This is a genomic window from Nocardia pseudovaccinii NBRC 100343, assembly GCF_001613225.1.
GTDB lineage: Bacteria > Actinomycetota > Actinomycetes > Mycobacteriales > Mycobacteriaceae > Nocardia > Nocardia pseudovaccinii.
This window is the reverse complement of sequence record NZ_BDBY01000293.1, coordinates 41,937-67,351: the sequence shown is the minus strand read 5'-3', so window position 1 is coordinate 67,351 and position 25,415 is coordinate 41,937. Positions and strand designations below refer to the sequence as shown.

Genomic DNA, 25,415 nt, shown 5'->3' with positions numbered 1-25,415 from the left:
CCAACGGCGAGATCAGTGTCGCGGCGATAGTGGTTTCGGTTGGACCGTACTCATTGAGCACCACACGGTCGCCGCCCCAGCGCTCGACCAGCTCGGTGCCGTAGTCCTCGCCGCCGACCATCAGATACTTCAGATCCGGTAGTGGCCAATGGGTGTGGTCGATGGTGGCCAGTGTCGAAGGTGTGACCAGGACGTGGCTGACGTGCTCGCGGTCGAGCAGTGCGGCGAGTTCGTCCCCGCCGTATGCGTCGTCGGGTGCGACGACCATGGCCGCACCAGCGGGTAAGGGCAGCAGCATCTCCAGCACCGACACATCGAAGCTCGGTGACGCCAGATGCAATGTCCGGGAGCCGGGTTCGACGCCCATCGCAGCCCGATGTGCTGCGGCGCAGTTGGCGAGTCCGCGGTGGGTGACCGCGACGCCCTTGGGGAGTCCGGTTGATCCGGAGGTGTAGATGACGTAGGCGATATCGTCGATCCGCAATGGACGAACCCGGTCGCCGTCGGTGACGGGCCGACCGTCTGTGGTCGGCTGGTCGTCGGAAGTGCCGGGGTTGTCCGATATCAACCAGTCCGTGCTGTCGGGTAACTGTGCGCGGACAGATGTCACGGTCAGACCGATTGCTGCTTTCGAATCGGTCATCATGTGGGTGGTGCGCTCGGTGGGGTGGGTCGGGTCGATCGGCAGGAAGGCGGCTCCCGTTTTGGTGACCGCCCACACCGCGAGCACGGAATCCGCGGAGCGTGGGATTCCGATCGCGACAATGTCTTCTGGTCCGATACCGCGCTGGATGAGCTGGCGAGCCAACCGATTGGAACGTTCATCCAGCTCTCGATAACTCAGCCATTGCCCGTCGCACACGATCGCGGTGGCGTCGGGATCGAGCGCGGCCGCAGCCGCCAGCAAATCGGGCAACGTGGTGGGCGGAGCCGACGGCGCACCGGACCGAGTCAGCAGATCAGCTCGCTCAGCGGGTTCGAGAACGTCGATCGCCCCGACAGGCACACTCGGATCGGTGGCGATCGACTCCAGAATCCGGATCCATCGATGGATAACAGAATCGATGGTCGCGGCGTCGAACAGGTCGACGGCGTAGGTGACCGCTATCGTCGCAGCGCCGCTGTCCTGGTCGGCCGACAGGAGAAACTGCAGGTCGATGCGGGATGCTTCAGCTGGCAGATCGACCGCCGACAGTTCGGGATCCGGCTCCATATCCCGCACCGCCAACATCACCTGGCACACCGGCTGCCGGGACCGCCGCGGAACGATGTCATCGAGCACCTGCTCGAACGGAACATCGGCATGTTCGAAGGCGTCCAGATCGGCTTGTTCGATGCGGCCGAGCAAGTCACCGCACGATTCATCGAGATCGATCTCGGTCCGTAGCACCGGAGTATCGACGAACCCGTCGGCGACCTCGTCGCGCGCGACCCCAGCGTGCGCGGTGATCGATGTGCCGATCGGAATGTCGGTGGTACCGCTCAGGCGGGCGAGCAGCACCGCCAGCGCGCCATGGATCGCGGTGAACAGTGACCAGTCGTGCTGGCGCGCGTACCGTTCCAAAACCGGAACCAGATCGGCACGCAATGGGTACCGTGCGGTCGCGGCTCGATTCGACGGCACCGCCGGGCGCGGTCGGTCGAACGGCAGGTGAAGCTCCTCGGGGAGATCCGCGAGCGCGGCTTGCCAGAACGCCAGATTCTCTTGGCGACGCTTGATCAGGGCGCCATCACGGATGCTGGCGGGGTGAATCTGCTCGAGCGCGGCGTCCGGATCGGCCGCGAACGCATCGAGGAACTCCCCGAATCTGGTGCAGTGTGCCGACAGTTCGGCGTCGGTATAGAGATCGGGATTGGCGAGAAAGTGCAGGATCGTGCGCGGCGGGTCCCCGGTTTGATACAGGTCGATCAGCAAATCATCGACCGGCCCCGAGCTGAGGATATGGAACTCCCCGCTCATGGATCCGAACCGGATCTCCTGGTGGAAGAACATGACATTGACAACCGGCCCCGCGAAACGTCGCTGTCCGCCGTGGTATCCGGCGGCCGCACGGATATCGGTGAGCCCGCACCGCTGGTGGCGCAATGCCCCGACCAGATCGGACTGCACCCGCCGCGTCGATGTCGCCGCGGTATCGCCCGGCCCCAGCGCGAGCGGAAGGGGTGCGACATTGACGAACATCCCGCCGGACCGCCGCAGTACGGCGTTGGTGCGGCCCGAAACGGGGATGTTGACCATGACCTCGTCGCGGCCGGTCATCCGGGCCAGATAGCAGCCGAATGCGGCGATCACCACCGCGGCCGGGCTCGCGTTCAGCGCTTTCGCGGAATCACCGATCCGCCGTACCGTCACGGGCGAGAGTTCGGCGGTCGCGACCGTACTGTCCGCGCGGGCAGCTGCGTGCCCGGCGACCAGACTGGACTCGTCCGGCGCATCGGCGAGTCTGTTCAGCCAGTATTCCTTGTCGTCGGCGAATCGCTTCGACTCCCGATAGCTGCGGTCGGCCTCGAAGAGCGTGCGCACGTCCGCCGCTTGGTTCGGCTCCGGTGTCCGTTCCTGTACCGCCGCCGTGTACAGCGCGGCGATGCGGTTCGCGATCAGCACTCCGGCGTAGCCGTCCAACGCGACATGGTGGATTTTGAGGTACAGCAGGTAATGATGGTCCCCGACCTGCACAATCGCCGATCCGAGCAACCGGTCCCGCGTCATGTCGAGCGGTCTGGTGTACTCCCGATGCATCCACTCCAAGCCAGCCGCAACAGGATCCGGCTCGCCGCGCACATCGATCAACGGCCCCGTCGTATGGAGCAACGGGTCGAACAACTGGTACGGCTCGCCGTCCACCTCTACCAGCCGCAGGTAGCCAGACTGGAACTCCTGGCCAGCTCGTATCGAGACTTCGCGCAGTAGATCGACATCGAGATCGCCACGCAACTCGATATATTGTGCCTCGCATATCGGCACATCCGGACTCAATTTCTGCGCCAGCCACAACCCACGCTGCCCAGCGGACAACGGTATCCGCGCTATTGCTGACACGTCCGGCTCGGTTACTCTGCTCGACCCCCGGTCGGGGCGAAGCTGTGGTCGCAGAACGGTCATTGAACTTTCCTCTAACCCCGACCACGGCCAGTCTAAGCCGAATCATTCGCCGATGTATACCCACATTCCGGAATCTGCACCGTGAAATTTTCACCCGATTCGCGGTGGCGACCTGCGGATCTCCCGACTCTCCTTCGAGAGGCATGGCGAATCGGCAGGCGGAATGCAACATGTTGCCACACAGGGACCTTCGCCCCCGGATCCCATGACCAAATACTCTAAACCACGATGCCGTGCGTGACGTATAAACCGACCGAATTGCAATACAAGATGCAATTCTATATAAATTCAATTCTCCTGTTAACACCGGACAGATGCATTGCGATCCTCGCTTTTATCGAAATTAGTGAATTGGTGTCGCAGAGATATTTCAGCACATCGATGCCGAACGCGCGGTGAGTTCGCCGCGCTGCGGATCGCGGGCGAGGTGTCGGCGCCGACCACGATCCGGTGGCCGCCACTGCCTGTCCGCATCAGACCAGGTCAGCGACATCTACCTGGACTTTTACCGGCCGCCGGACGATTCTGCTACAGTCTCGGACGTACCCTTCGGGGTCTGCCGATGTAGTTCAATGGTAGAACTTCTGCTTCTGGCACAACGGGATTCGGCACTCTGCGATCATCTTCGCTTACCTACTTCTACCAGCATGAATAGCTCATGGCTATCTTCTCTTGAATCATGCTGCGCCGCACCGGTTTCGGGTGGATTCGGCTGAAAATCAGGAGTAAATACGGAGTGCCGTACGGTCCTTGCCGCAGCCGCGCGAGGCACAGCGAAGCCCCGGGCAAGAGCCGAAGCCCGATCTAGGTGTTGCGGGTGATGACGTTGTAGTCGTTGCTTCGGTTTGATGCGGGTGGGTTGTTAGGGTGTCGGGGTGAGTTCTCCGGAGGCGTCCAGACGGTAGCCGCTCGGCCTGTGGCCGGGCGGCGTTGTGAGTGTGGTTCCCGCCACCGGTCGTTCAGCGACCGGTGTGGTTCGGGTATCTCGCAGCGCCGGATGATGTCGATCTCCTGCTCTCGGGTGATAGTTCGCCCGATTCTGCAACCTATCTCGGGTGCCGTGGATATGACCGTGGCGCCCTGTATCCGGGGAGTTCTTTCCTATGCCCATTGTGGTATTTGTGCTGGCTGTTGCGGTTTTCGCACAGGGCACGTCCGAGTTCATGATGTCGGGACTGCTGGAGCGGATCGCGGCCGATGCCGGGGTCTCGCTGGGTGCCGCTGGCCTGCTGACCTCGCTGTTCGCTGCTGGCATGGTGGTGGGGGCGCCGGTGATGGCGATCGCGTCGGGCCGGTTGCCCGTCAGGTATTCGGTAACAGCGTTTCTGGGGTTGTTCTGTGCCGCTCATGTTGTCGGTGCTGCCACATCCGAGTTCGCGGTGCTGCTGGTGACTCGCGTGGTCGCGGCGGTCGCCAATGCCGGGTTCTTGGCGGTCGTGCTGGCTACGTTGCCTAGGTTGGTCGGTCCGGCGCTGATCGGGCGCGCGAGCGCGGTGGTGGTGTCCGGGGTAACGGTGGCCTGCATTGCCGGGGTTCCCGCGGGCACGTTGCTGGGGCAGGTCTGGGGTTGGCGTTCGGCGTTCTGGGCCATCGCCGTCCTGAGCGCGGCAGCGCTTGTGCCGGTCTGGGTGATGCTCGGTCGTGACGTGCGAGAGGGTGATATGCCGGACGGGCAAGCACCATCGATCCGGTACGAGTGGTCGGTGCTGCGGCAGCGGCCGGTCCTGATCGCCGTCGTTGCCGGGGTCCTGGTCAACGCCGCGACTTTCGCTGGATTCACCTATCTGGGCGCCATCACGACCGGCATCGCTGGGGGTAGCCCGTGGGTTCCAGTGGTGCTGGCCTTGTTCGGCGTGGGCTCGTTTCTCGGAGTGATGGTCACCGGTCGTTACAGCGACGGTCATCAGCGGCGGATCATCGTCGCCGGAACGGTCGTGCTCGTCGGAGTCTGGCTGCTGGCGGTTGTGGCCGCGCATGCGTTGATCGGGGTGATGGTCATGTCGGTGGTGGCGGGTGCGGTCGCGTTCGGTGTCGGTTCGACGCTGATCGCGACGATCGTGCAGACCGCCGCACCGGTTGCTCCGCGCATCGCCGGCGCGTTGGCGACCACCGTTTTCAACATCGGTGCTGTCCTCGGCCCTGTCACTGGCGGTCTGCTCGTCGATCGCACCGATCACCCCACCACGGCATTGTGGTGCAGTGCCGTCTTCACCACGGCTGCGGTAGGTGTTGCCGCGATGGGGCAGCGGCGGCGCATCGCGAGCACAGTTGAGCAGGTGCGCGCAGATGCAAGCTAATGCCCCGTTGTCGGTGGAAGGTCGGCGACGGCTGGTCGATCGGTGCCGGGACCGCTACAGGTGTCATCGTGCGGATCGAGAAGTTGCGGCGGGAACGCACGCGGGGACACCGGAATCGTGACCGGTTGCACCGATGGCTGCAAACTGTTCCCTGGCGTCGCCCGGGGGTTAGAAGATGTGCCATCGCTGTTGTTGGTCGCCGCTGCGCAGAGAGTCGACGCGGTGGGTGAACTCCTGAGCGTGTTGCGGGCTGACGTCGATGATCTGCATGAGCCAGGTGACCATGGTGAGTTCTCGGACAGCGCATAGGACGCGATACTCGGGGATGCCGGTGACGTCGTAGCCGTAGGTGTCGGCGAATGCCTGATAGGTGGTGCGGGGCAGGCCGAATCGGTCGACGGTCATGGCGACGGTGGTCAGGTCCCACTCCCGGGGACCACGGGCGACGGCTTCGAAGTCCGACAGTATCGGGCCCGAAGGAGTGGGAATGACGTTGTTGATGTGCGCGTCTCCGTGGATCACGGTGTGCGGGGTGGTGAGTTCCAGTTCCGCGTAACGGGTTCGGAGTGTGTGGTAGAGCTCGGTGAGGAACTCGACTGCGGCGGGATCGGCGTTCCCGGGATTGGCCAGCCGAGTCGGGACGGCGCTGAACGGGTCGAATGTCGGTAGCGGAAACTCGGGTTCGGGCAGGGTGTGGAAGTCACGAAGCAGGGCAGCCAGCTCGACCTCGGTTGGTTCGCCGGTGATGTCGAGCAGCTGCCAGAAGGTGATCAGGCGGCCGTCGGTGGGGATGAGCTGTTCGAATTGTTCGGCTACGCGGACGGCTGGGAAGTCGTGTCGGGTGAGCCACCGTGCAACGGCCAGTTCCTTCTCCACGCGCGCTCGGCGTTGCTCGCTGCGGGCGATGCGGGCGACGACATCGGCGTGCGGGAGCGCGTAGATAGCGTTCTCGCCCATCCGGATGAGCTGTGCGTCGTCGGTGGCTACACCGAGGCGGGTAGCAGCTAGTTCGAGGGCGCGGCGGGCTGTGGTGTCGGAGAAGGGGGCGTCGAGGTCGACGGTCATCTGCGCGAGTCTAATTCGGTTGGGGTGGATGGGTATTGGGTTCGTAGCCGAGTGCGGCGCGTCGTTCGGCGATCAGTCTCTGCCATCGGCTGGCCGCGGTGTGGGGTCCGTCGATCCAGTTTGCGCGCCGCAGGTCCGGGTAGGGTTCGGTGCCGTCGAAGAAGTGGGTGATTTCGACGAGGTATGCGTATTCGCCGTGATCGACGCTGAGGTGGAGTTGATCGCGGGCTTCGTGGAGTTGGTCGTTTTCTGCGCGTAGAGCGTGGTGGAAGCAGCGGGCGAACCGGATGTATGCGAGTGCGGACCCGAGACCGGCCTCGGTGGCGTCGCGTTCGAGCTCGCTGGCGCGGGCGGGCACGTGCGCGTCCGAGCCGGCGTCTCGTAGCAGGCGGGCGGTATGAACCTGTGTTTCCGACCAGTTCTGCTTGACGTTTTCGAGCAGGTTATGGGCCAGCTCGATCTGCTGGTCGGCGCGAGTGTGGTCACCGAGTGCCGCGGCGAATGCGAGCCCGGCTTGGGCGAGTGCAGCATGTCCGGGGTTGTGGTCGGCGAGTGCCAGTTCGCGTGCGGTGCCGTAGGTGGAGCATGACAGCGCGAGATCGCCTTGGGTCCACCACAGGTGGCCCAGTGCCCGGTAGTAATGGGTGTCGTGGTCGAGTGCCTCGATGGTGTCGAGGGCGGTCGGGAAGTCTCCGAGGTGTCGGGCGATGTGGGCGAGGCCGCGGCGCGCTTCGCCGGCCATTGGACTGCGTCCGGCCGCGACATGGCTCATGTGCTGCGCCGAGGCTTCGTGGCGTCCGAGATGGCGCAGGCTTTCACCTAGGAAGTAGTGCGCGATATCTTCGGCGGATTCCGGCAGGACACCGAGGTTCAGAACGGCTTCGAGTTCGTCGGCAGTGTCTTGCCGGTGTGCGCGTTGCCCCCGGGATACCGAATGCAGGACCCGAGCCAACGCGACTGCGGCGCAAGGAGTGTCGGGCTCGTCGTCGCTTCGAGTACGGGGATCTGGGATGTCGATGGGCTCCCAGACCGACTCGATCACGTACCGCCACGCGGCGTCGATGATCCAGCCTGGTTCGAGTTGGAACTCGCAGGCGATCTGTAGTCCCTGTGTCAGACAGGCCATCAGCTGGCGTCGATGTTGGTAGCCGCCCGGCGCGGGCATCTGGGTGCCTACCGCGTCGAGGGTGCGTTGCGCGGCGCGGCGCCAGTCGCTCGGCGACCAGCGGTCTTCGCTGGTTGCGTCGGCTTCGCGGACGGCGGATCTGATCAGATCGTGGAGCCGATACGGCCATGGCGCGGCGGGATCGTTACCGATGAATGGTCTTTCGACGAGGTTGAGCGCGGAGGCGTCGCTGTCCAGTCCGGCTGCGGTGGTGGACAGGTCGACGGTGAACGAGTCCAGCAGGGTGACCGTCCGCAGGACCGTGCGTTCTCCCGGGGTCAGGTCACGCACGATCCGGGCGACCAATGCCGGAAAGTCATGATCGAATTCAGCTGGTCCAGGCACAGTGCCGGTACGGTTGAGGATGTCGAGGAACCGCATCACGGCAAGGTCGAGGAACAGCGGCAGACCGTAAGAGCGAGAAGCGATCTCGGACCTCACCTCTGGCGGAATAACCGCTTCGTCGTTGCGGGTCAGCCGGGTACACAGATAGTGCTCCCGATCGTCGTCAGACAAGAAACCGACCAGATGCTGGCGGGGATCCGCTGACGCCGCCGGTGCCAGCTGCGGCCACGAGAACGGTCCGGCTTGGTCGAGTTGCCCCTCCAGCGAGGGGGCATCCCACTGCAGCCGGTTGCGGCCGGTGACGATGAACAGGGCATTGGGCATCAGCCACACCATCCGTTGGAACAGCCGCTCGAGGTCTCGGTGACTGCGGTCCCCGACCTCTTCGAAGGTGTCCAACAAGACCACCAGCACACCAGAGCGATCGACCGGCACCTGCGCCAAATCCCACGCGAGCAGATGCGGGAAATAGCTCAGAGTCTCCGTATCCTGATCGGCTTCCAGCAGGTCGGCCAACCTGGTGCAGCGCGCCAAGGCCCGCACAGCACTGCGTCGCTGCCGCAACGCTCGCACGATTTCGCGCACCGCGGTGGTCGCGGCCACCCCGGCCGCGGTCGGCAACGTCAACGCCTGAACGACATCCTCAGCGACCGCACGCATCTGCTCCCGAAGATCGGTCACCTCACCTGCCCGGCGCAGAAATCCGTTGCGGCGCAGATGTCCCTCCAACGGATCACCAGGATGATTGACCTCCCAATACCGCCGGAATGCAAGATCGAACGCCCGCATAGGATGCCCGACCCGCGCCACCGCCAACCGTATGGCCAGGATGACATCTTCGAACTGGGCTCCGCCTTGGCGCGACAGATCGATCCGGATCGGCAGCACGCGGCCGACCTCGGCAGGTACGGGCCCCCATTCCGTGCCCACGGACTCCGAACCAGTCGTCAGGCGCATTTCCAGCCGCTTGGACAGAGTGGTTTTCCCGATGCCGCCGACACCATAGAAGACGAGCACATTGCGGCGCGGAGTGGCGAAATCCTCCACACTGAATCCCGGCGCTCGCACCGCGGCCCAGTGCGCCAGCAGACTGTCGGTCGTCGCCCGCCACTCATCATGGCGATTGGCGAAAACGTCCTGCGCGTCCACGCCGTCGCGTCCCGGGCTGAACAGCGAGCGCAGATCCGATTGCGGTGACACCGTGAACCCCCTGACACCAGTGCTTACAGGACCGCCTGGGCGGCCTCACTGCATTGTAAGATGCACATCCATCCCTGGACAACGAATCCTGTAGTGTACGAACAATTTTGGCGGCACCGTTGCATGCACCTGTCCTGGTCAGCGGTGGCTTCGCCTTGCTGTTCCGCCGACCCGATCGGCTGCGGCGAGCCTCTCCGATGAACTCGCGATTCACCTGCTTTCACGCTGCGCCTCATCCCGCCCGACAGCAAGAACGGGTGGACACGGGGCGCCGACTACGCAAATTGGCGTCCTCGGTGCCTCCGGCCGTGCGACGGGGATCGTGGGCACTGGTGCACGCACGAGCCTCAACGGTTGCACCGAGCCGGGCTCCTGCTTGCCGTCTGCGCACTTGGACAGATACGCAGTTGCGGAGGCGATTTCATCTCCGTCTTTCATCTTGCTCACCCACCAGTGAACTCGTCAGCGGTTGCACTCCCGCAACTCTGATACAGAAGCCCCACGCCTGCTGGGGAACCCGAGACCAATCCGTACGTTATCGGTGGAGCCTTCCGAGCTCCCAATCCGAAGGCCATGGCCGGGACAACGACAGTTCGTCGAGAGATTTCATGTGGTAGTCCTTATGCGGGCCGTCTGGACTCCATCCCTTGAGGTAGGGACGCAGATCATCGGCGGCAGGCTCGATGTCGAAGTTGATTTCGCCCAGCGCGGCGAGACCTGTTGTCGGATCGAGACGTTCGGCTAGCTCTCGTCCGCCTGCACTCCAATTGCGTAGATTGACAGCCAATTTCGGATCGCCATCCTGCTCGGCAACCGCGGCGGCGCTGTCGAGGACGGTGCAGATTTGACGGAGTTCTTGCGCGTCCCGCCATGCGCGAAGGGCAGCGACCAATGTTCTTCGTCGCAGCATGGCTGTTGCCTTCGGTCGGGCATCAGCCAATGCCGACTCCCACTCCCGCTGTTCTTCGGCTTGCTGCCGTTCCCATTCCGCCAGCTGCGCCAGGTGCTTTCGATGGTCTTCCTCACGCTGACGCTCGGCTCTGTCGAAGGCGGCTTTGACATCGTTGATGATGTGGCGAACCCGCCGTTCCAGGGGCGAGCGCTTGTCATCTGTCCAGGTGTTGGAATTGGTGTTCCACGACGAGCCGATCGTCAGTCGTAGCTTTCCTGTCGGTTTGACTCCGTTGTACGAATACTTGATCTGCCACCGATCTGCCGGGTGCCCACGCGAGTCGACATAGTCCTCGACGAGGCTCAGGTCCCATTGCGCCATGCCGATGCGGTATCCGAGTTTGGCGTATTGGCCGCGGCGCGCGATGCGTACTTCCTGGTCGTGTTTGGCGGCTGCGTTGTTGAGTTCGAGGAGGAACCGCACCGCGCGCTCACGCTGGCTGTCACTGACCTGAATCGCCGCGGGATTCTCGGTGAGCAACTGGCGTAGGTCGTGTACGCCGAACTTCGGCTTCCGTGCTCTCAATCGGACACGGTTCCAATCGGTTTCGTCAGGTTTGTCGGCATCCAGGAGACGCACGATGATGTCGCCGCTGGACCGCCCCGTATACCGGAGAACCCGCCCCTTCGGCACGAGCCCGCTCTGTTTGGCGGCGTGAACCGCGCGCCGGTAGGCGGCTCGTGTTTGCTCGTCCGGTTCCGAGATCCGAACGGTTTCATTGGGCGCCTTACGAATACGGTCGATCAACTTCTTGGCCTCCGCCGTCTTGGTCGCGAAGCGACCCGTGGTTGACACCCCCGCCTCGGGATGACGGCCATGCGTGAGGTAGTACTTGCCGACGTCGGTGATGCTGGCGGTGAACACACCCGCGCGTTTCGCGACGGTAATCAGGCCACGAGCCTGGAGGGCATATGCGGTCGTTCGCTGCGAAGCGTCATCCGGTTTGCTCAGGGTGTCACCGTCCGCGATTCGTTCCAGGAGATCGGCTTGTCGGTCATTGATCGGATCGCTCCGCCGCACCATGGGCACTATGGTGCGCGCACTGTCGCTGAGATGTCTCGGAATTTGCCGAATCGAAAGCAGTTACGACTGGCGCCCGAGACACTCGTTGCATCGACAGTGAGGAGCCGACAATGAACATCGGCGACGAGTGGATTTACCGGCTACGCGACCGGGCCCCATCAGAGCGGGTTCGCATCCTCGCGATCGAGCAGCACAAGCAGCGAGTGCGGGTCGACATCGAGTTCCTCGACGGAGAGAAGAGCGGAACCCGGGAGAACATCCCAGGCAATCGACTTCGGGGGCCATGGTGCGGCGTCGAGCAATTCGACTGGACGATGTCCAACTGGGAACGCCTGCAAGACGAGTACGACCTCACCCAGGCAGAAGAGTATGCGATCGACCAGGTCTTCGACCTTCTCGTCCCCGAAGAAGTCGCGACCTGCGATCTCCGCCCAGCTAAGTACGCGGTAGAAATCTACAGCCGTGAGAAGTTCGAGGAACTGCTGGGCACACCACTCGCCGAAATCACCTCCACTGCAGCATCATTCGACCTCGACGCTGCCACGATCTTCTCCGCAGTCGGCGCTCTCATGGCGGCCGAACTTATCTGCCATCACAACCCAATGCCAGTCCTGGACTGGGTGATGGAAGAAGAGAAACAGCAACGAGAAAGCTGCAAGCGCGGCCGAAGCTACCAGGCACACGACGGCTCCGGCGAGCGAACATCGGACCCTGAGTGGGAATACCAGTGGTACCTCCGACACGACCGCCCTGTGCACGAACTGCTCCGCCAATGGTGCGGCCATCGAGCGGTCACGCTCCAAGAACGGCTGGTCGCGGCCGAAGCAGAAGTACGCCGACTCGATGTCCTCGTTGCCCGTCTGATCGATATCGTCAAGGAGCACAACGGCATGCTGGCCGATGTCCTGGAACGACAACACGAAGAAGAACGCATCCGTCCCGAAACAGCCCGCCCCATCGTGGACCGGCCACTCAACCTGTCCGAGATCCCGGTCCGCTACATCAAGGTCCCCCGCCGACGCTGGTGGTAAGCGCGTCGCGCATCACGCAGCCGAATGTCGGGGGTAGCCCGAGGTTTTGACCCAGCCCCTCTTCGCCGACCGAGTCGATGATGTGCTGGGCGATTGGTCGTATTGACGCGATCGTGACATCGATTCGGAAACTCTCGGCGCCGAAAGCGCGTGATCGTGCCGTACTCAATACAAAGGATGCGGCTCGTCGCTATCGTTGAAGTGGGAAACCGAGGACGCCCTGTGCGTCGTCGCAGCTTGTGTGCAAGGGGGGCTGTGGTGTCAGCAGGAACGTCGTCGGGCTTGTTGGACAAGGTGCGAGCGCAATCGGTGTTCAAGCACCAGATCCTCGACAGTTACATCACGCCTTTCGTGAGGATGACGGGGAGTCGACCACAGGCCGGAATCCGTGTTGGGGAACAGAACCGAGTTGTCCTGCTTGACGGTTTTGCTGGCCGTGGTCGGTACCCAGACGGCAAGCCCGCCTCGGCTGAGTACATGCTCCTGGCTGCGCAGAAGGCGAAGAGCGCGCTGTCGGTTGAAGTCGTTCTCGTTGAGAAGTATCGGCCGTCGTACGAAAACCTCACGCAGGTAACTGCTGAGTACCGTGCCCGGGGAGTGCTCGCTGACGCCCACCATGGACAGGTCGAGCAACATCTCGACGATGTGGTGAATCGGGCGACCGGCGTGCCGTTGTTCCTATTCCTTGACCCCTGTGGCCGCAACGTCCCTTTTGAGGTGTTGGTTCAGGCGCTGAGAAAGCGTCGGTCCAAGTGGCCACCGACCGAGGTGCTTTTGAATATCAGCGCTGATCTGACCCGTCGAGCCGCAGGTGTTGCTGTGAAAGAAGAGCTGAGCAGTCATGCAGTGCTCGGACATGTCGACACGATGTGCGGCGGGGATTGGTGGCGTCAGCGGGCAATGGAAGCGCGTGTTGCCTCCGGGGAGGAGTCCTGGGAGGCGGCCGCTGAAGCAGTCGTTCAGGGATACGCCACACTGCTTGGTACGACAGCTCAAATGCATTCGGTTGTCGTTCCAGTTCGGCGACAACAGCATCATCAGCCGATCTACCACTTGGTGTTTCTGACCAGGAGTGATTACGGGCTGTGGGTCTTCGGCGATGCTGTGGCTACAGCACGGCAGAAATGGCTCGAAGTCCTTGGGCCGTCTGACTCGGAGCGAGCCGAGATGCTCTTCGATGTCGGTGTCGACTACCAGATCAGAACCGAGCAGGAGGCCGGACTGCAGGCGATCAAGGCAAATCTTCTTAAGCTGGCCGATCATCACAACCGTGCGCAGTTGGTCCAACATACGACGGAAGTGTTCGGAGCCTATTACGGTGTGGCGCAGGAGAAGCTGGTTCGTAGAGCTGCACGCGAACTCGACAAGCAGGGGCTGATCACCCTTGACGCGACCGCGAACCAGTTGCGCAACTGGGTGATCGGACCTAGGCAACAACCGTAGACACGGCTGGCATACTGTCCCAGAGTCGGCCGTCGAGTTCTCGGCCCATCGCTTTCGGTGTCCGCCCGCCCCACTGCTTGAAGAAGAACGGCACGTCGGCCTCGTCGCAGGCGTCGCGAATGCCGCGCACCCACTCCGGATCCATCGAGCGGTGACCCACGCCGGATTCGCCGCCGGCGATCACCCACCCGATGCCGTCGAGCACCAAACCATCAAGTGAGCCGAGCAGAGGCTCGCACGACAGGAACCGCACGGCCGCGGGCACACTCCGTAGATGATCGACTCGGTCCAGATAGTCGGCGCTCTCGACCGAGACTCCCATCCAGAGGTTGCCGGGCCACTCCAATTGCTCGGCAAGGCGTTTCAACCGCAGCGATCGTTTGGTGAGTACCTGGTAGGTGTGCTGAGGCGTCTCCCTCATTACGTCGAATACGTCCCGGATGAAGCCGATCGGTACCTTCGCGTGGAACAGGTCGGACATACTGTTGACGAAAACCACGCGCGGGCTACGCCAGCGCAGCGGAATATCAAGCGCTGCTGGGTGGATCGTGACTCCGAACCCTGGTCCGGAAGTGCGAGGATCGCCATCGTTCTGATATTTCTCCGCGCCCATCGACTTCAGTCGCTTCGCCAGAGTCATCGCGTAGCAGTGGTCACACCCGAGTGAGACGCGATCGCACCCGGTGACTGGGTTCCATGTCGCCTCGGTCCATTCGATACTCGACTTGTCCGCCATGACACCTCCCCTCTCGATTGGTCTTGACAGTACCTTCGTAACGACGCTGTGTAGTGGTTGCCCGCGATCTCGAAGCGCGACAACGACACCTGACGCCTGTGACCCCCAACGAGGTCCAGACAAATTACCCACCAGTCCGCATCATTCGAAATTACGTTCGATTGCCGACAGTAGTCCACCATGGCCCATTTACACTGATGGATAGCGGTTTTCCGATTGCGGTTGACAGAATCTCATCCCGTCGAGAAGTCGCGATCGGCCGAAGTAAACTCGCCAGGGCCCTGACGGTCCGCGCCAGGACTGCTACCGGAACACCGTTGAGCAGCTGAAGTTGATCAGCCTTCGCGCCATAGAGATTCCTCCGTGCAAGTGGCGGAATGACGAGACGCCATCATAGACCGATCGACACTGGCTACACCGCCGGTGACCGATGCGCTTGGCCTGGCAGCGAGACCCAAGACTGTAGCCCGCCCAGCCCTGCAGGACTTTTTGGGTGATATCAATCGACCCCGGGTGATTCGATCTTGAACTCGTCCGGGTAGAGCCGCAGAGGGCTCGGCGGGTGTTCTTCCGATATCGGCAGCAGCGGGTAGTCCGATGGGCGAAATTGTCGGGGGCGGTAACTCCCGCCGAAGACGATCATGACTGATCCGCCTACACCGTTCTGTCCTCGTGTCGGGTTGGCGCGTCGACCTGCATTGAGCAGTTCGTGGATGTCCCGTCCGTCGTTCCCCACAGTGATCGTGCCATCATGAAAGAACTGCACGAAGGTGCCATTGTCAGCGCAGACGGTTGCAGCTAGCTCATGCGCGAGTGCGGGATTGGTCACGATCTCGAAGTCAGGGCGTTGCTGGCCCCGGGTTGCCCCTGGCACATCGAGCTGTTCACCAATTCTGATTCGAACCATTTCGCCGAGCGCGGTAGATCGTTCCCGGTGCCCGACTGTCCATAGATGCGTTGTCGACCAGATCTTGACGCGGCCGTCGTGGAACAGAGACACCCGGTCCCCGTGAGCGTTGCCGATCAGATGCTTCTCGTTGTTACTGGACACCATTGCCGCCACGGAAGAGTTCGGCTGTTTCGGCGGGCCAAAAATGTTGTGGGCCTGGCCAAGCCTGGCAGATCATCTCGGTGAGGTGCGCAGACCGTTTGAAGATGTCGTCTTCGGTCCAAGCATCTCGATGGGCATCGAGCAGTTCCTTGTTCAGGACCAGAACACTGAACTTGCTCAGAAGCGAATGCTTACCCATGCCCGCCTCTTTGCCAGTTGGAGCCACTTGCATTGCCTGCTCGTCGGTCCATGGGCGGTGCGACAGCGACCCGTTGAGCTTCTGGGTGACCAAAGTGAGGTTGCCGAGAGTGTTGACCAACCGGTCGCGAGCACCTGCGGCCTTGTCATCTAGGGGTGGTCGGCCATCCCAGAACTTGCGCCAGGCTTTTGGCATCACGTGTTCGATCTGCAACGCATTGTCGACGCTGATTCTTTCGTGACGTTCTGTGCGGAGCAGATGTTCGACGCCTTCGAGGACGACCCGCAGCCTTGCTTGTCGGATATTGCCGTACATGCGAAGACCGGGCAGTACTTCCCGAAGCTCCTCGTCGGTTGGCCAGCGCCTAGTCTCCGCCGTCTGCGCTGAAAGGTAGCGCGACACTATGTTGCCAACTTCTTGGGGCGGAACTCCCTCGACGATGCCGAGCGTGGAGACCATCAGGCGGTTAACGTCGCTGCTGGTGTAGCGAAGAAGGGTCCGGCGAATCACCCAGCTCTCCAACGCAGTGAGCGCCAGCTCGACTTGGTCGTCGGGAATACGGTGATTGTCGGAGAGCAACCACATCAGAAGTGGCGTGGTGGCGGCGAGTTCGAACTCTTGGATGACCCGCCGATAGAACTGGCCGGCCGCGGTCGAGGTCGGCATCTCGGCCAACGATCGAAACTGCTCTGCATCACGCTGCAGCTGAGTGAGCAGTTCCTCGGCATACTCGACGGTGGCCATCTGGGTATCGACGTACTCGGTGAAGCGACGGAACGTCTCATCGACCAAGATCTCGTCGCGAGTCCGCATCGTCAACCAATATTGCAAGAACACGTCAATCCGCGAACGCAGGTGCCGCCCCTGCGCAATCTCTTCACGCCACCAGTCGTCATCGAACTCCAGCCAGAACCGGTCCGGCCACGTGTTGACATCGGCGTGCAACTGCTCGCCCCGTTGGAAGATCCAGTTCTTGATCAGGTCAGCTTTGAGCAGCGGGGTGCCACGATCGTTGAGCGTCTCGAAGATCAGCTGATCGTCATCATGGCCAGATAGGTTTATCGCTACCACGAGAAGACGAAATTGCAGGACATCCGTGAGTGCCTGTACCCGCTCGGACTGCGTCCCCACCAGGCCTCGGTCATGGTCATCGCGCACGCCCGTGATCCAGATGTGGATCTCGTTGCTGAAGAAGCGATGCGCTTCGACGACACGGTGATCGTCATATCCGCCGACGTCCGCACCGGACATGACCGCGGAGAAAGCATCACGATCCGAGCGGGACGGGCGCAGCTTGAATTGCTCGGGCTTGTTGCGAAACCTCTTGGCGGAGTTGACAGTCAACTCCGCCAGTGCCTCACCCTCGTCCTCGTACCCCAGATCCGCCAGCACCTTCTGCGCCGCATCAAGTAGCACCTGCAGCGTCGTCGTTCGCTGCTGGCCGTCGATCACCGAATGCCGTGTTACATCACCGGTGCTGGCGGGCTTCGACTTGAAGACGATCGCGCCGAGGAAGTGCCCGCTAATCGCGTCCAAGGCGTCCTGGTCATCACCTACGGCCAAGACCTTGTCGACTACGCGAATCACGTCCTGCCACAACGGTGCCCACTGATCATCCTCCGACCACACGTAAGGTCGCTGAAAGACTGGTATCTCGTAGTGAACCGCACTGTCGAACAACGCTTTCGGTGCCAGCGCATCCGCTTTCATTAGGCCGAACTCCTCATCCCAACCATGGCCACCGGGGTGCCGCCCAGCATAGGACGATGATCGGGCACCTTGGGGGACATCGTGTGGAGATGTACACGCGGTTATCGAACAAGTACTCTGACCGGCGACCGAACGCTATTGAACTGGTCGACTGGCTGAACCGCCACGGGCTAAGGGCTAAGTCGTGCTGTTCGGAAGTTCGCCCCGTTTGTCGCGCCCGCGGTAGGTGCTGATGCGGAGTTGCACTGTGACCGCGGTAACCCGGATCTGACTGTCCTACCCACCCATTACTGTATGCGTGACGGCTCACGGGGAGCCGTGACCTGACGCGAAGGATACGGATGGCGGCGAACCGGCTGACCCTGACCTGGATGAATCAGGCCAAGACGCTACTGTCGGACGGCAAAGGCGGTTACGAGTGGGTTGAGCGCGATGACCCCCGAGTCACCGAGGTCCGCTTGCTCGACTTGGCACACACCGCAGGCAACGCCAAAGGCACTCCAGCCGACAACCTGCTAATTCTTGGCGACGCCTATGATGCCCTCCGCGCACTGAACCGTATCCCTGAGTATTCGGCGCAGTACAGAGGCAAGGTCAAACTCGTCTACATCGATCCGCCCTTCAATACTGGCCAGGCGTTCGAGCAATATGACGACAACTTTGAGCACTCGGTCTGGTTGACCATGTTCCGCGACCGAATCCGAGAGCTTGCCCGATTGATGGCCGATGATGGGATCATTTGGGTACACCTGGACGACACCGAGGTACACCGTGCCCGACAAGTACTCGATGGCGAGTTTGGGATCAATTCATACCTTGGCACGGTGATCTGGCAAAAGGCAGACAGCCCACGCAGCGATCTTCCGAACTTCTCCAGCGATCACGATACGCTCTTGGTCTACGGCAAAACGCCCAGAGCAAGACTCAACCGGTCGGAGCGCGACGAAGCGCTGAACTCGATCTACAAGTCGCCGGACGGGGATCCCAAGCCTTGGTTCGACGGCGACCCGACCGCTCCTTCGGCACATCGCAACCAAACCTGGGTCTACGCCGTTCAGTCCCCGATCACCGGCGATCTGATGTATCCCGCCAAAGGCCGGTGCTGGGCGACGAAGCAAGAGTCCGTACTTGCCGCGATGTCGGAATGGGCACCTTACGAGTTGCGGGTCCTCGACGATGACGCCAAGCGTGCAGAGATCTGTGGAGTGCCTGTTGAGGATCTCCGCAAGGGGATTCCGGCACTGATGCTCGCTGTTCCTCTCGATGAAGCCCGGCAATACGCCGAAGAGCGAAAGCAAGCCGGCATCTGGCCGGAGTACATCCTGCGGTCTCGGGGAACTCTGGGCAGAAAGCGCCCGCAACCGGACACCGGCTCGAATACCCGAACTATGTGGTTCAACACCGAGGTCGGGCACAACCGAGAAGCTAAGGCGGAGATCAAGGCTCTGTTTCCCGGCACTACTGCGTTCGCGACGCCGAAGCCTGAACGGTTTCTGAAGAAGATTATCGAAGTCTCGACTCAACCCAACGACATCGTGGTCGACTGTTTCGCTGGGTCCGGTACAACGGCGGCAGTTGCGCATAAGCTTGGACGCCGATGGGTCACAATCGAGGCTGTCGACGCAACGGTCAAAGATTTCACTAACCCCAGACTCACACAGGTTGTCGAAGGGGAGCAAGGCGGTGTCTCGATAGTCAAGTCGCGACAGGCGCCTTTCGACCTACCCGCTGGTGTGACCTTGTCCGCCCTTGATGATGCGCGGAAAGTGGTTCAGAAGCTTCTCGACTCCGACGGCTTGGACGTCGACCGAGACCTCGTGACTGAGCTCCTTACACAGATGCGCACCACGCCTGTCAAGCAACAAATTTGGTCCGGCGGTGGAGGCTTCAGCGCTCTGTCCGTTGCACCGCCCTGCCTACAGGTCGAGAGTGGATTCGCATTTCTGAGGGACGTGGACTCCGTGACGTTCAGCCGGTACGTCGCTGCACAACTCGGTTATACACTGACAGGCCGTCGAGGATTGACCGCAGTAAAGGGGCGTGACGCGCTTGTCGTAATCGCAGGCATGGTTGACGACGAGATCATCCACCACAGCATCACATTGCTCGACGAGAGCGAGACAGTGACACTCGCGGGCACTGCTGTGCATCCGGCGTCAGTAACCACTCTGGCTTCTCTACGACCCGGATCCAGGGTAATGAAGGTTCCCGACGCCCTCATCAAGCGATCGAAGGTGGTCCGATGACTTGGATCGACTATGACCGACAGCTCGTCGAGGCGATCGCTGCCCGTCTGGATCTGCGGGATCCGAACCGCCGCGCCCTGCACGCGGTGGCGGACAAGATCGCTTCAGGTGACGGGGCGGAATGGATTTGTGACCTCGCAACCGGCGTCGGCAAGACGTATCTCGCAGCTGGGTTTCTGGAGTACCTGGCCGATAGGGGGGTCCGCGACGTCGCCATCGTAGTTCCCCTGGACGCGATCTATGAGAAGACTATTGCCAACTTCACTCCCGGCGCTCAGAAGTACATCCCCGGAGCCGACTGGGAACCCACGATAATCACCGTCGAGAACTATCGGACCTCGGGCGAAGCTCGCGATGACCCTAACCGTCTGAAGCTCTACATTTTCAAGATCCAGACCTTGCTGAAGCCCAACGACGAAATTCGACGTCGAGTACACGGCGTCAACGAGGACACCGGCGACAGCCTGTACGAGTACCTCCAGAACGTTGATGACCTTGTCGTGATCGCTGACGAGCACCACGTCTACTCCGGCGATGCCGAAAAGTACGGCGCGGCCATTCGTAATCTCGGCGCCCGCGCAGTCATCGGCCTGACCGCCACCCCGAACCAGCGTGATGTGACCGCTGACAAGGTCATCTTCCAGTACTCGCTCGCCGAGGCAATCGCCGACGAACTCGTCAAAATTCCCGTTGTTGTCTACCGCGGCGACGGTATCAAGGACGAACGGTCTCAACTCGCCGATGCCTGTCACCTGCGCGATGTGAAGGAGACCGCCTGGCGCGCCTACGCCCATGCCGCGGGAAGCTCGACCGTGGTGCCGGTGCTATTCATCGTCTGCCAAACCGTCGCCGATGCGGAACGCACCGCGGACACCCTCGCCACTCACTTCCTTCCGGGAGAAGGCCAAGTGCTCCTGGTCACAGGCGGATCCAGCGACAAAGCGTTGCGTGCCTTGCAGGCTGTCGAAGCCCCTGATTCACCCGTACGCGCGGTGGTCAGCGTGAATAAACTGAAAGAAGGGTGGGACGTCCGCAATATCGGTGTTATTATCGGTCTCCGCGCCCTCGCCTCCGAAACACTAACCGAGCAGGTTCTAGGGCGCGGTCTGCGGCTACCGTTCGGCAGACGCGTGGGAATCGAGGCCGTCGACACGGTCGATATCGTCGCCCACGATTCCTATCGTGATTTGCTCGCCAACAAGAAAGCCCTGCTCGAACAGGTTCTTCAGGAACGAACCGAGGCCGCCCTCGAACTGACCTCTACGCCGTCGGCCACATCGGGCGGTAGTCAGACGTCCACAGCCACCAACTCCGAGGGTGCGGGGATCCCTAGCCAACCCAGCCTCACCTTTGTCTTCGGTGGAGATGATCAGAGTGGGGATCACCTTACAGACCCGTCGTTACTCCTGAAGGTGCAGGAGTACGACGAGGTCATCGATGAGCACCGATCCGCTGCCGCGGCCACGATCAAGTACGTTGCGCCTGTCCCTGATGCACCGCGAATTCGATTCCCTCGCCTAGAACGTCAGGCAGTACCGAGCCGGTTCAGTCTGAAACTCATTACCGAGCAGCAGGCAAAGACATTGGGGAGCAAATACCTCACGGACGAGTCTGTATACATGACACGGGTTGCCCTCGACGCCCAGCGAGGTATTGACGGCGATGTCGTAGTAGGCACACGGTTCCTTGAGGAGGAGAAGGCGTACCTGGAGACAGTCCCGGTTTCCTCCGTGAAGTCTCAGCTTGAGAGCCGGGTTCTTGCGCTGAGTGTTGTGGAGTCGACCGTCACGGAATACGCAGCGGCTGGTGAGGTTATCAGCTGGTTCCTGGAGGGAGCCGGTGTCGCCGACAACGGTGAGGCGACCTGGAGCACTAAACGGTCCACGCTCGCCACTCGTGCCCTAGAAGCAGCGATTATCAAGTCGTACGAGCTCCGCGCCACATCTCCGACATGGGAGTTCAACGTAATCGAGGTGCCTGTTCTGCCGCCCACCCGCATCATGCCTTCACCGATCCACTCCCGCTGGGAGAGTTTCGTCAAGGGCCTCTGGTACGGGGATTGGGTCCACTCAATCGAGCCAGTCGCATCGTTCGATGCGAAATCCACTGAATGGGCCCTCGCCAACATCTTGGAGTCGTCGTCTCAGATCAAGTGGTGGCTCCGCATCTATACCAACGGGCCGATCTGGATCGAATATGACGGCGGGAAATACTTCGCCGACTTCATCGCTGTCGACTCGAATGGCGATCATTGGCTCATCGAGGGTAAGGCCGACGATGACGCAAGTGACCCCGACGTTGTCATGAAGCGGAGGGCCGCAGAAGCCTGGGTTGAGAAGGTGAACTCGGCAGGAGTCTACGGGGACTGGCACTATCTGTTCGCAACTGAGACCGTCATCGCCAACGCTAAAGGCCGCTGGCTTGATCTCACGAAGGAGGCGCGAGCACAACCGGCTCTTCCGACGTAGCAAGGCTTTAATCCTCGATCCACCGACGGGTTTCGACTCCTTGGCAATTCGGAACTGCACGATGCAGCTGCTGACTGATTCCGGTGCGGCTCAGTCATGGACGGATGACTTTCTACTGCTCGCGGACGATCGGGCCTCTGAACCAGCAGTATGGCAAGTGGGTCCCTGGATAGTTGAGGTAGAGGTAGTAGGTGGCGCGGGTATGGGTGTCGATGACATCGGTGTAGTCCGGCCCGATTAGGTACTCAACTGCGTCGGCGCTGATCGTGGTGGCGTGCCATGTGGTGAGTATTTCGTCGTCGGTGTCGTAGACGTCGATCCAAGAAGTCGTCCCATCGGGCAGCACGTTGTCGGTGTTCTCGAAGCGTTGAGTAAATGCGGCCGCTCGGGTGAGGACGAGGGTGTATCGGTTGGGTCGGTGTCCGAGGTAGTTGGGCACACGCGCTCCTATCCGAGGAGGAACCAGGGCCACCAGTGGTTGGTGCCGCAGTTGGCTGCGCTGACGAATAGTGGTGGTGCGGGATAGCCGCCGCCGTTGCCTGCTCCGTCGGTGCCGCGGCTCCAGTAGTAGGGGTGTCCGGGCTGTGTTCCCCAGGGCTGGTTGATGACCCAGCGGGCGACGGTGGCGAGTTTGTAGCCGCTGAGGCCGATGTAGTTGGCGAGGAATCCGACGCCGTAGATGTCGCCTTGGTGGGCGTTGATGGTGGGGATGTCGAAGCGGTATTGGGTGGAGGCGGCGTTGAGGACGGTTTTGATGTCGCCGCTGTCCCAGATCAGCGTCAGGTCACCGTTGTTCTGATCGAGGCTGTAGATGGCGACGAAGGCGGAGTTGACGAACGACCATCCGGCCGGGCCGATGATGAGTCCGACTTGCCGGTATTCGCGGTCGCGGATGGCGCGGATCATGCCGATTTCGATTGCGCCGGTGGCGGGTTGGTAGAACGGCGGTTCGGACAGGACGCCGTTGCCGTCGGGTTGTCGGGCGAGCAGGGCGAGGGGGAAGGTGGTGTCGTCGGTGGCGGTGAGATTGGCCCACAGTGGGATATCGGTCGGAATCTCGTCATAGGTGGGTCGCTGTTGGATGGGCTGGCGGACCTCGCGGCGATGAACATCCTGTGCGCCGGTGAACGCGCCGATGACGCCGGAGCGGATGGCGGCTTTGGCGTCTTCGGGTGATTGGTCTTGAAACCTGCGAAACGCCCCGAGGTTCCAGGAACCATCGGGGGTCGACTTGTCCGGAGTCGTCACCGGCCGCTACAGCTCGTCCTCGAGCCACGCCGGAATCGCCGGAGTATCCGGTGGTTCCACAGCGGGCACATGCTGACGTAGCTGTGAGGTGAGCTCGTCGCTGTGGCGCAGCAACTGCCGGATCAACCGCAGCGCGTCACGGAAACGCTCACCGTCGCTGCGGGATTGGCGTTCGAGCTCGGTGACGCGGGCGCGCAGTTTGCGGACCTCCCCGGCCTGGCGGGCAGTTACGGCGCCGATCACGGTGGCGACCGCGACGCCGAAAGCTTGGATGAGGTCTGCGTTGAGCCATCCCATCGGCTACTGCTTGCGGTGACGCCCGGTGGACGGGTCGGTGTCGAGGTGTTCGAGGACGGTCTGGATCTTGTCCTGGATTTGCCCGAGCACGGTGGTGACGGTGTCGATCTTGTCGTGTGCGGCCGCGACCGAGTCGACGATCGACTTGCCGTCGAGCTGGGGCCATCCGGTGGGGTCCAGGTCGGGGCCGGGTTGGCGGCGGGAGTCGGGTCCGGCAAGTTGGTCGACGACCCAGGATGCGTGTAGGTCGATGCTGGCCAATAGTTCGGCGACGGTGACTTCGTTGCCGTCCTTGTTGGTGATCATGTCGGTGAGCTGCATATCGAGTTCCTTCCAGAACAGGCGGGCGAGTTGGTCTCGCCCGCCGCGGATCGCGTTGACGTCGATGAGTTGGCCGCCGATAGAAGCGGTGGCCGAGAACTGGAGGATGGCGATGTCTTTGCCGCCCATCGGTTTCCATCCGGGGTGGTCGTGGCCGGGGTAGAGCTGGGCGGGGGTGCCGGTGCCGTTGACGTAGGAGGAGTTCCAGATCGGCACAGGCAATTCGATGAGGTCGGGTGAGCCCATGTGGTCGCGCCAGTACCAGCGCGGCAAATAGATCGGCAGCAGCTGGAAGCCTCGCGCGGTCAGGGCATCGACGCGGGCGAGGAGGTCTTCGATACTGGGTGCGCCTTTGAGGTCTTCGTAGTCGATCTGGATCGGCACGTCGGTATCGCCGAGGTAGGCAAGGGCCGCGTCGGCTTCGAGGGCGGGGGCAGTGTCGAGGCGGCAGTAGATGTAGCCGCCCCAGAACTGGAAGTGGGTGGCCATCTGTTCGCGGGCGCGGGGCCACAACGGATCCAGCCAGGTCCCTTCGCAGATTTTGTGGGTGGCGAAGCTCATGCCCTCGGCGGCCGCGACCGCGAAGTCGAATGTGTTCTGGTGGTTGCTGACATCGATGCCGAATTCCGTCATTGCCTCTCCTATTTCGCTGATGGATGTGCCGCGCCGGAGGGCGACGGCAGGATCGAGGGCCACAGGGCCAGATGAACGGCACGCGGCAGGCATCCGAATTCCGCTTGTCCGCAGGATTTTTCGATGCCTTGTCAGGTGTGCTGGTAGCGCGACAGGATCGCTGGGCGGGCTTTGCCGAAGTGGCGTTCGATGGCCAGCACCCGGTCGCGTTCGTCGGGGTCGGCGCGGCGCAGGTAGGCCATGACGGCTTTGACGCTGCGGCGGGTCGGATCGAACAGTGGCGGTGGATCGTTGGACGCCGATGCCTCGTCGGACACTGCCGTGGTGACCGGCAGCATCGGTGCGGGCGGCCCGTCGGGGACGGTGCCGGTCAAACCGAGTGCGGCCGCCAACTGCTGGCGTTGGCGCAGCGGGAGCTCAGCCACGAACTGGCGGACATCGAAGACATCTTCGGGCTCGGGGTCGTTGATGTCGGCCCAGGTGCCGGGCGAGGCCAGCCAGTGCGGGTCACCGGCACGTGGCGGCCGGTATTTGATGATCGGATCTTCGACCGGGCGAGCGCCGCAGTCCCATAACCGGCGTGAGACCTGCCGCAGGTGCTGGATCGGCAGTAGCAGCGGCGCGCCTTTCAATCCGGGGAGTCCGACGAGCATCCAGAGAAAGGCTTCTTCGGGGTCGGAGGGGTCGCAGTTGCCCCGGGTAGGGAACTGTCCGTCGGAAGACACCGGTACATCACCCGACCTCGGTTCGTGCGGTGCGTGGGCCCCTGCGATTCGATGGGGGCTATCGATCCCCGCGCCATTGCGCCGCGCTTGTTCGACACCGCGAGAGCCGGGCTCACCCCTGCTAGGAATTCTCTGTAGCCGATTACCGGCGTCGTCC

Annotated in this window: 17 protein-coding genes; 5 read left to right on the top strand and 12 right to left on the bottom strand. The window is 62.1% G+C overall.

Annotation, left to right across the window (positions count from 1 at the left end; translation table 11 throughout):
* On the bottom strand, positions 1 to 3,040 hold a 3,040-nt coding region (locus NP3_RS35000), incomplete at its 3' end, for a condensation domain-containing protein (RefSeq protein ID WP_169814629.1).
* A 1,166-nt stretch (positions 3,041 to 4,206) separates the two neighbouring features.
* Here NP3_RS35000 and NP3_RS34995 point away from each other — a divergent pair.
* Positions 4,207 to 5,400, top strand: a complete 1,194-nt coding sequence (locus NP3_RS34995) for a Cmx/CmrA family chloramphenicol efflux MFS transporter (protein WP_063046015.1) — start codon at positions 4,207 to 4,209, stop codon at positions 5,398 to 5,400.
* A 168-nt stretch (positions 5,401 to 5,568) separates the two neighbouring features.
* Here NP3_RS34995 and NP3_RS34990 read toward each other — a convergent pair whose 3' ends face one another.
* The 3 genes from NP3_RS34990 to NP3_RS34980 all read right to left on the bottom strand — a co-directional run bounded on the left by NP3_RS34990 (position 5,569) and on the right by NP3_RS34980 (position 11,150).
* Entirely contained in the window at positions 5,569 to 6,465 is an 897-nt protein-coding gene (locus tag NP3_RS34990; protein WP_063046014.1) for a phosphotransferase family protein, read from the bottom strand.
* A 10-nt stretch (positions 6,466 to 6,475) separates the two neighbouring features.
* Positions 6,476 to 9,175: a hypothetical protein gene (locus NP3_RS34985; RefSeq protein ID WP_063046013.1), complete on the bottom strand. Its 2,700-nt coding sequence runs from the start codon at positions 9,173 to 9,175 to the stop codon at positions 6,476 to 6,478.
* 535 nt (positions 9,176 to 9,710) lie between these two features.
* Positions 9,711 to 11,150 carry a hypothetical protein gene (locus NP3_RS34980; protein WP_157124759.1) on the bottom strand — a complete coding sequence of 480 codons (1,440 nt, stop codon included), beginning with the start codon at positions 11,148 to 11,150 and terminating at the stop codon, positions 9,711 to 9,713.
* A 110-nt stretch (positions 11,151 to 11,260) separates the two neighbouring features.
* Between NP3_RS34980 and NP3_RS34975 the strand changes: the two genes are divergently transcribed.
* Both NP3_RS34975 and tcmP read left to right on the top strand, forming a co-directional pair.
* On the top strand, positions 11,261 to 12,181 hold the full coding sequence (locus NP3_RS34975; RefSeq protein WP_063046011.1) for a hypothetical protein: 921 nt from the start codon (positions 11,261 to 11,263) through the stop codon (positions 12,179 to 12,181).
* Between the two features lie 258 nt (positions 12,182 to 12,439).
* Positions 12,440 to 13,624 carry a three-Cys-motif partner protein TcmP gene (tcmP, locus tag NP3_RS34970; RefSeq protein WP_157124758.1) on the top strand — a complete coding sequence of 395 codons (1,185 nt, stop codon included), beginning with the start codon at positions 12,440 to 12,442 and terminating at the stop codon, positions 13,622 to 13,624.
* Here the strand turns inward: tcmP and NP3_RS34965 are convergent.
* From NP3_RS34965 to NP3_RS34955, 3 genes are all read right to left on the bottom strand, one after another.
* Positions 13,608 to 14,360, bottom strand: coding sequence for a DUF5131 family protein (locus tag NP3_RS34965; protein ID WP_063046009.1), 753 nt, complete (start codon positions 14,358 to 14,360; stop codon positions 13,608 to 13,610). The genes tcmP and NP3_RS34965 overlap by 17 nt on opposite strands.
* 499 nt (positions 14,361 to 14,859) lie before the next feature.
* Positions 14,860 to 15,414: a hypothetical protein gene (locus NP3_RS34960; RefSeq protein ID WP_063046008.1), complete on the bottom strand. Its 555-nt coding sequence runs from the start codon at positions 15,412 to 15,414 to the stop codon at positions 14,860 to 14,862.
* Positions 15,401 to 17,320 carry a DUF262 domain-containing protein gene (locus tag NP3_RS34955; RefSeq protein WP_063046007.1) on the bottom strand — a complete coding sequence of 640 codons (1,920 nt, stop codon included), beginning with the start codon at positions 17,318 to 17,320 and terminating at the stop codon, positions 15,401 to 15,403. Before NP3_RS34955 ends, NP3_RS34960 begins: the two co-directional genes overlap by 14 nt.
* Positions 17,321 to 17,661: 341 nt before the next feature.
* Between NP3_RS34955 and NP3_RS34950 the strand changes: the two genes are divergently transcribed.
* Together NP3_RS34950 and NP3_RS34945 are read left to right on the top strand one after the other, a co-directional pair.
* A complete protein-coding gene (locus NP3_RS34950) occupies positions 17,662 to 19,566 on the top strand; it encodes a site-specific DNA-methyltransferase (RefSeq protein WP_063046006.1) in 1,905 nt (634 codons plus the stop codon).
* The gene (locus NP3_RS34945; protein ID WP_063046005.1) at positions 19,563 to 22,034 is read left to right on the top strand and encodes a DEAD/DEAH box helicase; all 2,472 of its coding nucleotides are present in this window, start codon (positions 19,563 to 19,565) and stop codon (positions 22,032 to 22,034) included. Before NP3_RS34950 ends, NP3_RS34945 begins: the two co-directional genes overlap by 4 nt.
* Positions 22,035 to 22,146: 112 nt before the next feature.
* Here NP3_RS34945 and NP3_RS34940 read toward each other — a convergent pair whose 3' ends face one another.
* The 5 genes from NP3_RS34940 to NP3_RS46275 all read right to left on the bottom strand — a co-directional run bounded on the left by NP3_RS34940 (position 22,147) and on the right by NP3_RS46275 (position 25,258).
* On the bottom strand, positions 22,147 to 22,473 hold the full coding sequence (locus tag NP3_RS34940; protein WP_063046004.1) for an LtfC-like domain-containing protein: 327 nt from the start codon (positions 22,471 to 22,473) through the stop codon (positions 22,147 to 22,149).
* Between the two features lie 8 nt (positions 22,474 to 22,481).
* Entirely contained in the window at positions 22,482 to 23,282 is an 801-nt protein-coding gene (locus NP3_RS34935) for a hypothetical protein (protein ID WP_063046003.1), read from the bottom strand.
* A gap of 6 nt (positions 23,283 to 23,288) precedes the next feature.
* Positions 23,289 to 23,579, bottom strand: coding sequence for a hypothetical protein (locus NP3_RS34930; RefSeq protein WP_063046002.1), 291 nt, complete (start codon positions 23,577 to 23,579; stop codon positions 23,289 to 23,291).
* 3 nt (positions 23,580 to 23,582) lie between these two features.
* Positions 23,583 to 24,533, bottom strand: a complete 951-nt coding sequence (locus NP3_RS46280) for a glycoside hydrolase family 25 protein (protein ID WP_084509409.1) — start codon at positions 24,531 to 24,533, stop codon at positions 23,583 to 23,585.
* A gap of 131 nt (positions 24,534 to 24,664) precedes the next feature.
* On the bottom strand, positions 24,665 to 25,258 hold the full coding sequence (locus NP3_RS46275) for a phage gene 29 protein family protein (protein ID WP_084509407.1): 594 nt from the start codon (positions 25,256 to 25,258) through the stop codon (positions 24,665 to 24,667).
* Positions 25,259 to 25,415 lie beyond the last annotated feature (157 nt).

Coding starts and splice junctions, on each gene's coding strand:
- NP3_RS34980 (WP_157124759.1), bottom strand. CDS start 11,150: ATGGTGCGGCGGAGCGATCCGATCAATGACCGACAAGCCGATCTCCTG.
- NP3_RS34975 (WP_063046011.1), top strand. CDS start 11,261: ATGAACATCGGCGACGAGTGGATTTACCGGCTACGCGACCGGGCCCCA.
- NP3_RS34945 (WP_063046005.1), top strand. CDS start 19,563: ATGACTTGGATCGACTATGACCGACAGCTCGTCGAGGCGATCGCTGCC.
- NP3_RS34960 (WP_063046008.1), bottom strand. CDS start 15,414: ATGGTGTCCAGTAACAACGAGAAGCATCTGATCGGCAACGCTCACGGG.
- NP3_RS34990 (WP_063046014.1), bottom strand. CDS start 6,465: ATGACCGTCGACCTCGACGCCCCCTTCTCCGACACCACAGCCCGCCGC.
- NP3_RS34965 (WP_063046009.1), bottom strand. CDS start 14,360: ATGGCGGACAAGTCGAGTATCGAATGGACCGAGGCGACATGGAACCCA.
- NP3_RS34995 (WP_063046015.1), top strand. CDS start 4,207: ATGCCCATTGTGGTATTTGTGCTGGCTGTTGCGGTTTTCGCACAGGGC.
- NP3_RS46280 (WP_084509409.1), bottom strand. CDS start 24,533: ATGACGGAATTCGGCATCGATGTCAGCAACCACCAGAACACATTCGAC.
- NP3_RS34955 (WP_063046007.1), bottom strand. CDS start 17,320: ATGAAAGCGGATGCGCTGGCACCGAAAGCGTTGTTCGACAGTGCGGTT.
- NP3_RS34950 (WP_063046006.1), top strand. CDS start 17,662: ATGGCGGCGAACCGGCTGACCCTGACCTGGATGAATCAGGCCAAGACG.
- NP3_RS34930 (WP_063046002.1), bottom strand. CDS start 23,579: ATGGGATGGCTCAACGCAGACCTCATCCAAGCTTTCGGCGTCGCGGTC.